Consider the following 13,387-nt stretch of genomic DNA (forward strand, 5'->3'; position numbering starts at 1 on the left):
CGCATCGTCGTCAGCCGCTGCGGATATCGACGATTACGCGGTTCGTACAGCGGCTATTCCTCGGTCCGGAACAGCACCGCCTCGCCGATCAGGAAGAACAGGAGGAAGGGCGCCCAGGCGGCGAGAAACGGCGGATAGGCGCCGAGATTGCCCATCGCGAGCGCGAAATTGTCCGCGACGAAATAGGCAAAGCCCAGCCCCATGCCGATCACCGCGCGGATGAACAGCTTGCCCGAGCGAGCGATGCCGAACGCCGCGACCGCGCCCAGCAGCGGCATCAGCACCGACGACAGCGGTCCCGACAGCTTGTGCCAGAGCGATCCCTCGAGTGCCTTGGTCGGGCGCCCCGCATCGGCCAGATCGCCGATCGCCGCCTTCAGCGCGCCGAAGGACAGGCTGTCGGCGTCGACGCTCGCGAGCGTGAACTGGTCGGGCCGGACATCGCGCCCGACGACCACCGAGCCGAGCGTGGTCAGCGTGCCGCTGGCGACGTCGAACCGCGTCGCGGGGCCGATCTCCCAGCCCCCGGCGACGCGCTTGCCATTGGGGGCGCGAATGATCGAGACGAGGCTTCCGCCAGCGCGATCATAGAGCGTCACCCCGCCGAGCCGCGTTCCGGCGCCCTTGCCGCGCGTCTGGTTCACCTGGATCAGGTCGTCGCCGTCGCGCACCCAGACATTGGCACGGTCGCCACGGTCGATCGGCATCGCGCCGTAATTGACCTTCTGCCACTGCGACAGGGTGGCGGTGGCGCGCGATACGACGCGGTCGTTGAAGCTGAAGCTGACGATCGCGACGACCAGGCTGGCGATCAGCAGCGGGGCGAGCACCTGATGCGCGGACAGCCCCGACGCCTTGAGCGCGATGATCTCGCTGTTCTGGTTCATCGTGATCAGCGTCAGGATGGTGCCGAGCAGGACCGAGAAGGGCAGCGCGAAGGCGATGATCTGCGGTGCGCGCAGGCTGACATATTGCCAGACCTGCGCGTCGCCATTCCCCGCCTGCGCGAGGATGTTGCCCGATTCGCTCAGCAGGTCGAGCGCCTGGAGCACGAGGACCAGCGCCGCGAGGATGCTGAACGTCCGCGTCATGAACAGCCGGCCCATATAGACCGCGACCGTGCGCGACGGAAAGATCGTGATCCTGCTCATGCCGTCTTCTCTTTGCGGCGCCCGGGCAGCCGGCTGGTGATCGCCTTGCCGATCCGGCCGACGCCGCGCTCGAGCGCACCGATCGGCTCGCCGCCGGGCACATAGGCGATGGTGTAGTACATCCACAGGATCAGCCCTGCGAACACCGTGAACGGCACCCAGAGCGCGATCAGCGGGTCGATCCGGCCAAGCTCGCCGACGTCCGCCGCATATTGGTTCACCTTGTGATAGGTGACGATCATCACGATCGACAGGAAGACGCCGAGACCGGACGTCGATCGTTTCGCCGGCACGCCGAGCGCCACCGCCAGCATCGGCAGCAGGAACATCATCGCGACCTCCGCCAGACGGAAGTGGAATTCGGACCGGCTCGCATCACGCAGCTCGGGCGTCGCCGCCTCATGCCCCGCACGCGCGAGTTCGGGCAGCGTGAATTCCAGGTTGCGCCCGCCGCGGACGCGGAAGCTCTCGAACTTGGGCAGGTTGATCGGCAGGTCATGGCTGCTGAAGGTCAGCACGCGCGGCGTCTTGAATTCGGGCCGTTCGTGGATCAGCGTGCCGTTGGCGAGACGGAAGATAATGACGTTGGGATCGTCGGTCGCGAGGAAGCGTCCCTTTTCGGCGGTGACGCCGATCCAGTCGTTCTTGGGCGTCTGCGCATGGACGAAGATACCCGACAGCTCGCGCCCCTTGTCGCGGCTCTGCTCGATCCGCAGCGTCATCCGGTCGCCCAGATGCGTGAACTCACCGACCTTGATCGATGCGCCAAGCGCGCCGGTGCGCAGCTCGAAGCGGAGCCCCTCGTAATAATAGCGGGCGATCGGCTGGAGATAGCCGACGATCAGCAGGTTCGCGATCGCCAGCACGATGGCGAACATATAGGGCACCCGCAGCAGCCGGGTATAGCTCATCCCGACGCTGCGCAGGACGTCGAGTTCCGACGTCGTCGCGAGCTTGCGGAACGCGAGCAGGATACCGAGCAGCAGCCCGATCGGGATCCCGAGGCCGAGATATTCGGGCAGCAGATTGGCGAGCATCCGCCAGACAACGCTGATCGGTCCGCCCTCGGTCGCGACGAAATCGAAAAGCCGGCGCATCCGGTCGAGCACGAGCAGCATCGCCGCGATGATCAGCGTCGAAAAGAGCGGGACCGCGATCAGCCGGGCCATGTAGCGATCGATGGATTTCATGAAGCGGGGGCTCTGCGAGCGCCTCGAACGCGAGGCGTGGGGCGGGTCTATATCAGCTTTTCGCGCGGGATATAGGGCGACGGCTATAGTTCGGACGGGGCGGGCCTGTCACGGTCTATTCGGCCGCCATCTGGCGGGGCGGGGTGGGGCGATCGCTGCCCATCGCCGCCGCGACCGCGCGTTCCAGGCCGCTCAGCGTGAAGGGTTTGCGCAACACCTCATGCTCACCGAATTCGCTCGTCGCGGCTTCACCCGCAAAGCCCGTGACGAACAAGATCGCGATGTCGGGGAACAGCGGCCGCAATGCCGCGATCATCTCGGGCCCCGTCTGCCGCGGCATCAGCACGTCGGAAATGATCAGGTCGATCGCGCCGTGACGCGCGAGCATCGCCGCCGCATGGGTCGGGTCGTCACAGGCGACCGGATGATGGCCAAGCTCCTCGAGCGCACCGATCGTCGCGGCGAGCACGCGCGGATCATCCTCGACCACCAACACGTTCAGCCCCGTCGGCGCGACGGGCTGTACCGGCTCTGGCAGGTCCGCAAACGGCAGGACGGGCTGCGGCTCGATCGCGGGATCGCTGGTGTCGCGGGGCAGATACAGCGTCACCGTCGTCCCTTCACCGACCACGCTGGCAATCGCGATCTCGCCGCCCAGCTGCCGGACGAGGCCGAAGATCTGGCTGAGGCCAAGGCCCGTGCCCTTGCCGGTTTCCTTGGTGGTAAAGAACGGCTCGAACACGCGCTCGGCGACGTCGGGCGACATGCCGCTGCCGTCGTCTGCGACCGTGATAGTGGCAAAGTCGCCCGCCGGGCAGTCGCCGATCGCGCCCGCGGCCAACACTGCCGCGCCGGTGGTCACGATCATCGTGCCGCGGCCGTTCATCGCGTCGCGCGCGTTGACCGCAAGGTTGAGCACCGCATTTTCGAGCTGGACGCGATCCGCGCGGACCCGCCAGCCCTCGGAGGCGTCGACCACGTGCAGCGTGATCGCATCGCCGAGCGTCCGGTCGAGCAGGTCGGACATGCCCTCGACCAGCCCTGCAACCCCCATCGTCTCGGGTTTCAGCGAATCCTCGCGGCTGAACGCGAGCAGCCGGCGGGTCAGCGCGGCGGCACGGGTGGCGCCGTCGGTCGCGCTCTCGATGTGCCGCCGCGCGGTCGCCGGATCGCGCGCGATGTTGCGCAGTGCCAGTTCCAGCCCGCCCAGAATGACGGCGAGCATGTTGTTGAAATCATGCGCGATACCCCCGGTCAGCCGGCCGACCGCGTCCATCTTCTGGACTTGGCGCAGCTTGGCGTCCTGCACGCGCAGCTCGGCCGTCGCCTGTTCGACCGCGGCGGACAGTTCCTCGGCACGGCTGCGCTCCATGTCCGCGTCCGCCTGCGCGACCGCCCGGTCGCTGACCGCGCGGATCGTGAACCAGCCCAGCCCGATCGCGCCGAGCACGATCAGCATCCCGAACACCGCGAGCACGCCCGCGATCGAGCTCGAACGTTCGACCGATGCCATCGCCCGCGACGTCCGGTTGTCGAGCAGCGCCCGCTCGCGCGCGATGAGCCGGTCGAGCGTCCGGTTGATCGCGATCAGCGTCGGGGCGTTGCGGCCCTGGTAATAGCGCGCGAACGCCTGCGAATTCTTGCCGTAATTGGTGCTGAGCGCGGTCATCGACAGCTCGCGGCCGCGGTCCTCATAGGCCTGGCGCAGTTCGGCGATGTGCCCGCGTTGTTCGCCATTGTCGTAGGTCAGTCGCTCGAGCCGGTTGAGCTGCGTCCCGGCCAGGACCCATTCCTCGAAATAGAGCCGGCCCAGTTGCCGGTCGCCGCTGATCACATAGCGGCCGAGCGACGCCTCCGACCGGGCGATCGTGCTCGAGAGCGTGCGCGCGAGGATCATCACGTCATAGCTGTGCGCCTGCAGCCGCAACGCGCTGTCGCGCTGGCGGTTCGCGCTGCTCAGCGTGGCGATGAGCCCGACCAGAACGGCGGCGCCCAGCAGCGCCATCACGATGAGCGTGATGGTCCGCCAGGTCGCACCGCCCCCAAGGGCTGCCGCGTCGGCCTCGTCCTGCGTCACCCCGCGACGATAGCGTGCGTATTGCTCCCGACGCAATGACAGCGGCCGGCTGCTAGCCGATCACGCCGACGGCGCGACCCGCGTCGCGGAACATGGAGAGGATCGTCTCGACTTGCGCGTCGGTATGTTCGGCGCACAGCGAACAGCGCAGCAGGAACGTGCCCGCAGGCGTCGCCGGCGGGCGCGCCATGTTCACGTACAGCCCGCCCTCGAGCAGCGACTGCCAGATCGCGATCGCCTGTTCCTGGTCGGTCAGGATGATCGCGATGATCGCCGAATCCGACGTCTCGGTGCCGAGCTTGAAGCCCATCGCCTTGAGGCCCGCATGCATCGCCCGCGCATTCTTCCAGAGCTGCGCGCGCTTGTCGTGCGCGGTCATGAGCTTGCGGATCGACGTCGCGGCAGTGGCGACCACCGACGGTGGCAGCGACGCGGTGAAGATGTACGGGCGGCAGGCGAAGCGGACCATCTCGAACTTGGGATGGTTCGACACGACGAACCCGCCGACTGTGCCGACCGATTTCGAGAAGGTGCCGACGACGAAATCGACCTGGTCGGTCAGCCCCATCTCCTCGTACACGCCGCGGCCATTGGGGCCGAAAAAGCCCATCGAATGCGCCTCGTCGACCAGCACCATGCAACCATGCTTCTTGGCGACCGCGACCATTTCCTTCAGCGGGGCGATGTCGCCGAGCATCGAATAGACGCCTTCGAGCACCACCAGCTTGCCGGCCTCCTTGGGCAGGCGGCCGAGCCGCTTGTCGAGATCGGCGACGTCGTTGTGGCGGAAGCGGACGATCTCGGCATTGCCCTGCTTGCAGCCGTCATAGATCGACGCATGGCTGTCCGCGTCGAGGATGACGTACTCGCCCTTGCCGGCGAGCGTCGAGATGATCCCGAGATTGGCCATGTAGCCGGTCGAGAACACGATCGCGCCGCTCATGTCGTAGAACTCGCGCAGTGCCTGCTCGACGTCGATATGATCGTGGAACGTGCCGTTGAGCATCCGGCTGCCATTGGTGCCTGAGCCGAATTTCTCGAGCGCGTCCTTGCCCGCCTGGATGACGTCGGGGTCGAACGTCATGCCCATATAGTTGTAGGTGCCGAGCAGGATCGTGTCCTTGCCGCGGATCACCGCCTGGGTCGGCGACTTGACCTCGTCCATCACGATCGTGAACGGATTGCGCACGCCGGACTTCACCAGCGCCTCGCGTTCGGCGATCAGCCCGTCGAACTTGCTCATCAGATCGCGTTCGGGCGCGACCTCGGGGGGATCGACGGGGAGGGCGTGGGCGGTGGTGGCGGCTTCGGTCATCGTCATTCGGCCTTAAAAACTTCCGTTCGTCCTGAGTAGCGGCTGAGCAAAGCCGAAGACGCGTATCGAAGGGCAGGTGGTTCGATACGGGCCTTCGCCGCGCTCAGTCCCTACTCACCACGAACGGGATATTTTTGGTTAGTCCTGCTTCAACTTCGCGACCGCATCGACCAGCTGGCCGACGGTCTCGATCTCGGCCTGCATGTTCATCGTGATGATGATGTCGAATTCATCCTCGATCGCGGCGACGAAATCCATGACGGTCAGGCTGTCCCATTCCAGATCGCCCTGGAAGGTCGTCGCATCGCTCAGCGCGACGCCCTTCTTGTTGAACGGCTCGATCTGCGCGGTGACGGTGTCGTAGATCTGCTGACGGTCGCTCATGCTCTTCCTTCCGGGTGTCGACGCAATCCTGACAGCGAATTGCGGCGGCTTTTCGGCGCTATAGCAGCCCCGCCGCGCGATACCACGCCGCGGTTTGCGCCAGCGCCTGCGGCGTCGGGACCGAGGGCGTCCAGAGCGTGGCCGGCGGCGGCGTGTGCGAGACCCAGTCGGGATGGCAGAAATAGCGGACCCGGTCGCGCGTCAGCTTGGCCTTGCCGCGCCGGACGAGACGGTCGGCGGCCGACGCCAGCGACAGGACGACACGCGGCATCGACAGCGGCGTCACCGATTTGCCGACCGCGACGCCGATCGCACGCGCGAAGTCGCGATTGTCCCAGCCCTTGGGCGTGCCGTCATCGGGTTCCATGATCGCCGGCGCCACCGGGATCTCGGCCAGCGCGAGCAGCAGCGCGGTCAGATCCTCGACATAGAGCAAGGAGACGCGCGTGCCGGCAGGGGGCATCGGCACATATCCCGATCGCGCGGCCTTGAACACGTCGAGCAGGTCGTGATCGCGCGGGCCGAAGATCGCCGGCGGGCGGACGATCGTCCAGTCGAGCCCCGACGCAGCAACGCACGTCTCCGCCTCGGCCTTCGACCAGCCATAGTTGGAGAGCGCCGGCGCGCGCGCCGCCAGCGACGAGACCTGGACGAAGCGGCGGATCCCCGCCGACCGCGTCGCGTCGACGATCGCCTGGGTGCCGGCGATATTGCCCTCGGCAAAGCCCGCGCGATCGGCGGCGTTGACCACGCCGGCGACGTGGATCACCACGTCCGCGCCCTCGACCAGCGTCGCAAGGCTCTTCGGGCGATCGAGCGCGCCTTCGATCCAGGTCACGCCGGTCCGCTTGGCCTGCGGCTTGCGGGCGAGCGCGCGGATCGCGTGCCCCGTCTCCAGGGCATGGTCGATCAGGTGGCTGCCGACGAACCCGGTGCCGCCGGTGATGGCCAGGATCATGACGGCTCGCTCCATATCGACGGTTGCGCGGCAGTCATACGAGCGCCAGATGATTGCGATGGACGAGCGCCGAGCGCGGCGCATAGCCGAGGATCGCGGCGTGATCGTCGCTGTGATGGCCGAGCAGACGCGCGGTGTCCGCCGCGTCATATTCGGCAAGACCGCGCGCGACCGTGCCGGCCGGCCCCTCGATCGTCACCAGATCACCGCGCACGAAGCCCCCGTCGAGCCCCGTCGCGCCCGCGGCCAGCAGGCTGCGTCCCTGGCCGAGCGCGGCGGCGGCGCCGGCGTCGACATGGATCGTGCCTTTCGCGGTCAGCCCGCCCGCCAGCCAGGCTTTCCGCGCAGACGCGGTGCGCTCTGCGCTGAAGATCGTGTGGCGGGCAGGGGTGGAGAGCGGATGGTTGATCCGGCCCGAGGCGATCACGAGCGGAATGCCTGCCGCCGTGGCGATTCGCGCGGCGGCGATCTTCGATGCCATGCCGCCCGATCCCATCCCGGACCCCGATCCGTCGTCCGCCATCGCGGCGACCGTGTCGATCCGCGGGACATCGGCGATGTGGGTGGCCGAAGGGTCGACATGCGGATTGGCGGTATAAAGTCCGTCGACGTCGGACAGCAGGACGACGCCCTGCGCGCCCGCGGCCTGCGCGACCCGCGCCGCGAGCCGGTCATTGTCGCCGAAGCGGATTTCGGCGGTCGCGACGCTGTCATTCTCGTTGATGACCGGCACGACCCCGAGCGACAGGAGCCGGTTGAGCGTCGCGGCGGCGTTGAGATAGCGGCGGCGGTCCTCGAGATCGTCGAGCGTCACCAGCATCTGCGCCGCGTTCAGCCCCTTCGCGGCGAGCAGCTCGGCCCAGACCTGGCTCAGCGCGATCTGCCCGGTGGCGGCGGCGGCTTGCGCATCCTCGAGACTCGCGCGGCCGCCCTTGGCCAGGCCAAGTCGCCGCGCGCCGAGCGCGATCGCGCCGGACGACACGATCGCGACCTGCTGCCCTGCACTGGTGCGCGCGGCGATGTCGGCGACGAGCCCGGCGAGCCAGTCGCGCCGGACGCTGCCGTCGGGACCAACGAGCAGTGCCGAACCGATCTTTACGATCAGGCGGGGACAGGAGGACGGCGGAAACATCATTGGTCGACCCCGTAGGTCCTCCCCGTAGGTCGTCATAGCCTGCAACACCCTATCGTCATTCCCGCGAAGGCGGGAACCCATATTGGCTGGCCTCACCACCGAATCGCATACCCCTGAGGCTATGGATCCCCGCCTGCGCGGGGATGACGATGGCGTACATGATCGGGATACGGCGCGGTTTTGAACGCTACAGCGGCGACCATGCGACCGGCTCTTCGCCCTCCGCCAGCTCCTTCGGCGCACCCGGTGCCGGGCCGATCTCGCCGATCAGCTTGTCGAGGACTGCCTCTACGCCGGCGCCACTCGCGCCGGACATCGCCATCACCTCGGCGCCGCTGGCCTCGGCCAGTTCGGCCGACAGCGCTGCGATCAGCTCGGCGTCGAGCATGTCGGTCTTGTTCAGCGCGACGATCACCTTCTTGTCGGTGAGGCCCTCGCCGTAATTGGCCAGCTCGTCGCGGACGATCCGGTAGGATTCGCCGACATCCGCGTCGTTCGCATCGACCAGATGCAGCAGCACGCGGCACCGTTCGATATGCCCGAGGAACCGGTCGCCGATGCCTGCGCCCTCGGCCGCACCCTGGATCAGCCCGGGAATGTCCGCGACCACGAATTCGCGCTGCTTGTGGCGAACCACGCCCAGCTGCGGCCGGGTGGTGGTAAAGGCATATTCGCCGACCTTGGCCTGCGCGTTCGTGACCTGGTTGATGAAGGTCGACTTGCCCGCATTCGGCAGGCCGACGAGACCCGCATCGGCGAGCAGCTTCAGTCGCAGCCAGACCCAGGCCTCGCCGAACGGCCAGCCGGTGCCGTGCTGGCGCGGGGCGCGGTTGGTCGATGTCTTGTAGCTGGCGTTACCGCGCCCGCCATCGCCGCCGCGGAACAGCACTTCGCGCTGGCCGACTTGCGTGAAGTCGATCAGCACCTCTTCCTTGTCCTCCGACAACACCTGCGTGCCGAGCGGGACGCGGATCACGAGGTCCTCGCCGCCCGCGCCGGTGCGGTTCGAGCCCGAGCCGCCCGAGCCGCGCGGGGCACGGAAATGCTGCGTGTAGCGAAAGTCGATCAGCGTGTTCAGGCCGGCGATGCATTCGAACACGATGTCGCCGCCCTTGCCGCCATTGCCGCCATCGGGGCCGCCATATTCGATGAATTTCTCGCGGCGGAAGCTGACGGCACCGGGGCCGCCCTCACCCGAACGTACGTAGATCTTGGCTTGGTCTAGAAAATGCATTGCCGCCCCATAGCGAAATTGGCGAAAATCGCCAGCCTCTGCGACTCGGGCCCTGGTCGGCGTTGCTCAGGCCGACGGGCAGGCGGCGGCGTCCTTGCTCGCGAGCAGCGCGTCGAGCGCGAGTTCGCGCGCCCTGGTCGCGGGCAGGCCGAGCGCGCGGGCCATCGGCGCGCCCATTAACGCGTCGCCCAGCGCCATCAGGACCAGCGTCAGCGTCTGGTCCTGGATCGGCTGGTCGCCGGGCATGTCGCCCTCGGCAAGTTCGTCGACCAGATCGTGGATCGCGGTCAGAATCGGGTCGAGCGCGTCGGTGTTGCCCGACAGGATCATCCAGCTCGCCAGCGCGCCCGCGCCGCCCTTGCCGAATGCGTCGAACGTCATCTCGACTACTTCGCGCGGATCCAGCTCGCCCGCGCGCACGCGCAGCACTGCGGCGCCGATCGTGCCGACGATGTCCGCCGCCATCCGCGTGATCAGCGCCGTCTGCAGCGCCTCGGCCGAACCGAAATGGTGGAGCAGATTGGCGTGCGTCCGCCCGATCCGGCCCGCAACCGCCTTCAACGTGACCGCGCCGGGACCGCTTTCGACCAGGAGCGCGCGCGCGGCCTCGACGGCGGCATCACGCGATTCGGTCGGGGAGAGGCGCTTGCGGGGTGTTGACGTCACGAAATGAAAAACCTACTTACAACTGTGTCAGTAATGACGATCTGTCTCTGTTTGGAGGTTTCCGTGGCGAAAGCAACCACACCCGTCGATCTGACGATCACGCCGCGCGATCGTCGTTTTGGCCGGGGCTCGCCGATTCGCCGGTGGTGGCTGAACGACGATCCGATCGCGACGGCCTTTTACAACGCCTTGTCGGTCACCTTCCCCAAGGGCGAGGGCTATTTCGTCGACAGCGTTCGCCGGTTTCGCGACGGTACGCCGCCCAAGCTGACCGCCGAGATCAACGCGTTCATCAAGCAGGAGGTGATCCACACCCGCGAGCATGTCGCGTTCAACCGGCACGTCACCGACCAGGGGTATGACGTCGCGCCGCTGATCGCCGATGTCGACGCCGCGCTCGCACTGACCAAGGGGCGCCCGCCGATCGCGAGTCTCGCCGCGACGACCGCGCTCGAACATTTCACCGCGATGCTCGCGCATGAACTGATCGCGAACCCCCGGCACCTCGCCGGCGGCGACCAGCAGGCGGCGGCGCTGTGGCAATGGCACGCCGCCGAGGAGATCGAGCACAAGGGCGTCGCCTATGACACCTGGCTGCATGCAACGCGCGACTGGCCGCGGTTCACGCGCTGGCGGGTCAAGTCGCTGGTGATGCTGATCACCACGTGGCGCTTCTTCACGGGGCGGGCGCGGGGCATGACCGAATTGCTGCGGCAGGACGGGCTCACGGGCCCGCGGATCTGGGCGCGGATGGCATGGTATGCGTTCGGCAATCCGGGGATGGCGCGCAAGATCGCGGGTGTCTGGGCTGCCTATTTCCTGCCCGGTTTCCATCCCTGGAAACACGACGACCGCGCGCTGATCGCGCTGGCCGAGAGTGATTATGAGGCGGCGGTGCTGCCGGTCGAGAGGCGGGCGGCGGTGGCCTGAGCTACGGTTGCGGCCACTCTTCTGCCGCGTTCTCCCGCGAAGGCGGGAGCCCAGAGTCCCAAACGGCACCGCCCGCGACTCCTTGACCCCCGCCTTTGCGGGGAAACGGGAGTAGGGCGAATCGTCGCCCAACATTTCACCCCGGCGGAGGCCGGGGCCCAGTTGGAAAGGTCGTAGTAACGACGCGATGACCGCAGTCAGCGACGTCCCCCAACTGGGCCCCGACCTTCGCCGGGGTGGTGCAATTTCAAGGTCGGGATGCGCGAATCACGCCGCCATCGGCATCGGCGCACATCGGTCCTCATCGAGCACCAGCTCGAACAGCACGGCCTGAGCCTCGCCGCCACGCCCGCGCGACGTTCGCGGCTCGACCCGCCCGGTTGGCCGGAAGCCAAGCTTGGCCAGCACGCGGCCGGAGGCGGGATTGTCGACGAAATGGAACGCCTCGAGCCGCCGGAGCCCGAGCGCATGGCGGGCGATCGCGATCACCGCCTCGCCAGCCTCGGTCGCATAGCCGCGTCCCCAGGCATCGGGCGTCACCCAATAGCCGAGTTCGTGGCCGTACCCGTCCGGCGATGCATGGATATCGATGCCGCCAACCAGCCGCGGCGCGCCGGGGTCGAGCGCATCGATCAGGAAGCGCGGCTGATGCTCGCCGCGCGGTTGCGCCAGAAAGGCCGCCGCGTCGCCAAGTGAATAGGGCCAGGGTGCCCGCGTCAGCTTGGCGATCACGGCTTCGTGCCCGATCGCCTGCGTCAGCGCAGGCGCATCCTCGGGCCAGCCAGGCCGCAAGGTCAGTCTCTTCGTGCGCGCGAACATTGCTCTTTTCCTCTCGCGTCGTCGGCTGCGCGCATGCCACGTCAGGATGACGGGACGGCGACAGCCAAGGGGAGGGAGCAATAAAAAAGGGAGCCGGGGTGACCCGTCTCCCTTGTTCAGGTTCGCTTTCGCGACCCGGGTCACCCTGGTGGGCAACCCGGATGGTTACCCGATGTTATTCGGCTGCAACTGCCATGTCGGCGGCATCATTCGCTGCCAGCTCGACCGAGCAGAACTTGCGACCAAGTTTGCCCTGGCTGAACACGACGCGACCATCGACCAGCGCGAACAGCGTATGGTCCGTGCCGATGCCGACATTGGTGCCCGGATAGAACTTCGTCCCGCGCTGGCGCACGAGGATGTTGCCGGCAACGCATGCCTGGCCACCGAACTTCTTTACGCCGAGACGACGACCGGCTGAATCGCGACCGTTGCGCGAAGAGCCGCCTGCTTTCTTATGTGCCATCTGAAGCTACTCCTTATGCCTGAGCGGCCGGGGCGTCAGCCTCGGTCTGCTTGGCGGTCTGGCCGCCGACGGACACGATCTTCAGGATCGTGTGCTGCTGGCGATGGCCGTTCTTGCGACGATAGTTGTGACGACGACGCTTCTTGAAGACGATGACCTTGTCCGCCTTCGCCTGAGCGATGATCTCTGCAGCGACGGTGAAACCCTCGACCGAGCGCAGTTCCGAGCCTTCGCCCGCCAACAGCACATCACCCAGCGTCACCGACGCACCTGCATCGCCCTCGATCTTCTCGACGACGATCTTATCTCCGGCGGCGACGCGATACTGCTTGCCGCCCGTGCGCACGACTGCGAACATGGCCCTTGTCACTTTCCAAATACATGTGCCCCACGAACGCAGGGTCCGCCGGGAGAAGCCGGGGAGCTAAGCGAGGGGCGTGACGATGTCAACCAAGAAGGGCCATTGCGGGGGGCTAAAACATCGCGGGCCCTGGCAGGAACCACGTCAGGGCGCCGCGCCCGGCAGGCGATCAGTGCCGGTGGACGGCGCGCAGCGTGTAGCGACCATCGGCAAAGTCGGTGAACAACCCGGCGATACCCGGATGGTCGACCGGCTCGTCGCCCGCGTCCGACACCAGATTCTGCTGGCTGACATAGGCAACGTAACTCGACTCGCGATTCTCGGCGAGCAGATGGTAAAAGGGCTGGTCCTTCTTCGGCCGCATCTGTTCGGGGATCGCCTCATACCATTCATCGGTATTGGCAAAGACCGGATCCACGTCGAACACGACCCCGCGGAAATCGAACAAGCGGTGCCGGACGATGTCGCCGATCGAGAAATTCGCATGGACGATTGGCGGGGCAACGACCTCGACCGCCGCCGCCGGTGCCGGCTCGGACGAGAGGGCATCGGACGCGGCGATGTCGGGGGTGGCGGGGTCGATGGGGATGTCGTGGCGGGGCATGGCGACAATTTAAGCGCTGTTTCGCGACGCACAAGCCGGGCCGCTCGTGATTGCAAAAACCCTCTTGCACTGCGGCGAGGTCTGATTTAGAGGCCCG

14 protein-coding genes are annotated in these 13,387 nt (G+C 67.1%); 1 reads left to right on the forward strand and 13 read right to left on the reverse strand.

Going from position 1 to position 13,387, the window contains the following annotated elements; translation table 11 throughout:
• Positions 1-53: 53 nt before the first annotated feature.
• From lptG to IFT71_RS15680, 9 genes are all read right to left on the reverse strand, one after another.
• Entirely contained in the window at positions 54-1,151 is a 1,098-nt protein-coding gene (gene lptG / locus IFT71_RS15640; protein ID WP_056674932.1) for an LPS export ABC transporter permease LptG, read from the reverse strand.
• Positions 1,148-2,341, reverse strand: a complete 1,194-nt coding sequence (lptF, locus tag IFT71_RS15645; RefSeq protein ID WP_031394134.1) for an LPS export ABC transporter permease LptF — start codon at positions 2,339-2,341, stop codon at positions 1,148-1,150. Before lptF ends, lptG begins: the two co-directional genes overlap by 4 nt.
• A gap of 115 nt (positions 2,342-2,456) precedes the next feature.
• Complete coding sequence (locus IFT71_RS15650) at positions 2,457-4,346, reverse strand: ATP-binding protein (protein ID WP_192142104.1); 1,890 nt, start codon at positions 4,344-4,346, stop codon at positions 2,457-2,459.
• A 124-nt stretch (positions 4,347-4,470) separates the two neighbouring features.
• Positions 4,471-5,733: a serine palmitoyltransferase gene (gene spt / locus IFT71_RS15655; protein ID WP_183936254.1), complete on the reverse strand. Its 1,263-nt coding sequence runs from the start codon at positions 5,731-5,733 to the stop codon at positions 4,471-4,473.
• A gap of 138 nt (positions 5,734-5,871) precedes the next feature.
• Positions 5,872-6,117 (reverse strand): acyl carrier protein, encoded by a 246-nt coding sequence (locus tag IFT71_RS15660; RefSeq protein WP_037527622.1) that lies wholly within the window; start codon positions 6,115-6,117, stop codon positions 5,872-5,874.
• A gap of 58 nt (positions 6,118-6,175) precedes the next feature.
• On the reverse strand, positions 6,176-7,075 hold the full coding sequence (locus IFT71_RS15665; RefSeq protein WP_192141908.1) for an NAD-dependent epimerase/dehydratase family protein: 900 nt from the start codon (positions 7,073-7,075) through the stop codon (positions 6,176-6,178).
• 34 nt (positions 7,076-7,109) lie between these two features.
• On the reverse strand, positions 7,110-8,210 hold the full coding sequence (gene proB / locus IFT71_RS15670) for a glutamate 5-kinase (RefSeq protein WP_192141910.1): 1,101 nt from the start codon (positions 8,208-8,210) through the stop codon (positions 7,110-7,112).
• Between the two features lie 187 nt (positions 8,211-8,397).
• Positions 8,398-9,444 carry a GTPase ObgE gene (gene obgE, locus IFT71_RS15675; RefSeq protein WP_107929587.1) on the reverse strand — a complete coding sequence of 349 codons (1,047 nt, stop codon included), beginning with the start codon at positions 9,442-9,444 and terminating at the stop codon, positions 8,398-8,400.
• Positions 9,445-9,510: 66 nt separating this feature from the next.
• Positions 9,511-10,110 carry a TetR/AcrR family transcriptional regulator gene (locus IFT71_RS15680; RefSeq protein WP_031441339.1) on the reverse strand — a complete coding sequence of 200 codons (600 nt, stop codon included), beginning with the start codon at positions 10,108-10,110 and terminating at the stop codon, positions 9,511-9,513.
• A 33-nt stretch (positions 10,111-10,143) separates the two neighbouring features.
• Between IFT71_RS15680 and IFT71_RS15685 the strand changes: the two genes are divergently transcribed.
• Entirely contained in the window at positions 10,144-11,040 is an 897-nt protein-coding gene (locus IFT71_RS15685; protein WP_056674939.1) for a metal-dependent hydrolase, read from the forward strand.
• Positions 11,041-11,307: 267 nt separating this feature from the next.
• Here the strand turns inward: IFT71_RS15685 and IFT71_RS15690 are convergent, their stop codons facing one another.
• From IFT71_RS15690 to hspQ, 4 genes are all read right to left on the reverse strand, one after another.
• Positions 11,308-11,859: a GNAT family N-acetyltransferase gene (locus IFT71_RS15690; RefSeq protein WP_031441337.1), complete on the reverse strand. Its 552-nt coding sequence runs from the start codon at positions 11,857-11,859 to the stop codon at positions 11,308-11,310.
• A 175-nt stretch (positions 11,860-12,034) separates the two neighbouring features.
• The gene (gene rpmA, locus IFT71_RS15695) at positions 12,035-12,325 is read right to left on the reverse strand and encodes a 50S ribosomal protein L27 (RefSeq protein ID WP_031393730.1); all 291 of its coding nucleotides are present in this window, start codon (positions 12,323-12,325) and stop codon (positions 12,035-12,037) included.
• Positions 12,326-12,338: 13 nt separating this feature from the next.
• Positions 12,339-12,683, reverse strand: coding sequence for a 50S ribosomal protein L21 (gene rplU, locus IFT71_RS15700; RefSeq protein ID WP_031393729.1), 345 nt, complete (start codon positions 12,681-12,683; stop codon positions 12,339-12,341).
• A 172-nt stretch (positions 12,684-12,855) separates the two neighbouring features.
• Positions 12,856-13,290, reverse strand: coding sequence for a heat shock protein HspQ (gene hspQ, locus IFT71_RS21750; RefSeq protein ID WP_081874363.1), 435 nt, complete (start codon positions 13,288-13,290; stop codon positions 12,856-12,858).
• Positions 13,291-13,387: the final 97 nt, after the last annotated feature.

Source organism: Sphingomonas sp. CFBP 13733 (assembly GCF_014841795.1).
Taxonomy (GTDB): Bacteria; Pseudomonadota; Alphaproteobacteria; order Sphingomonadales; family Sphingomonadaceae; genus Sphingomonas; species Sphingomonas aerolata.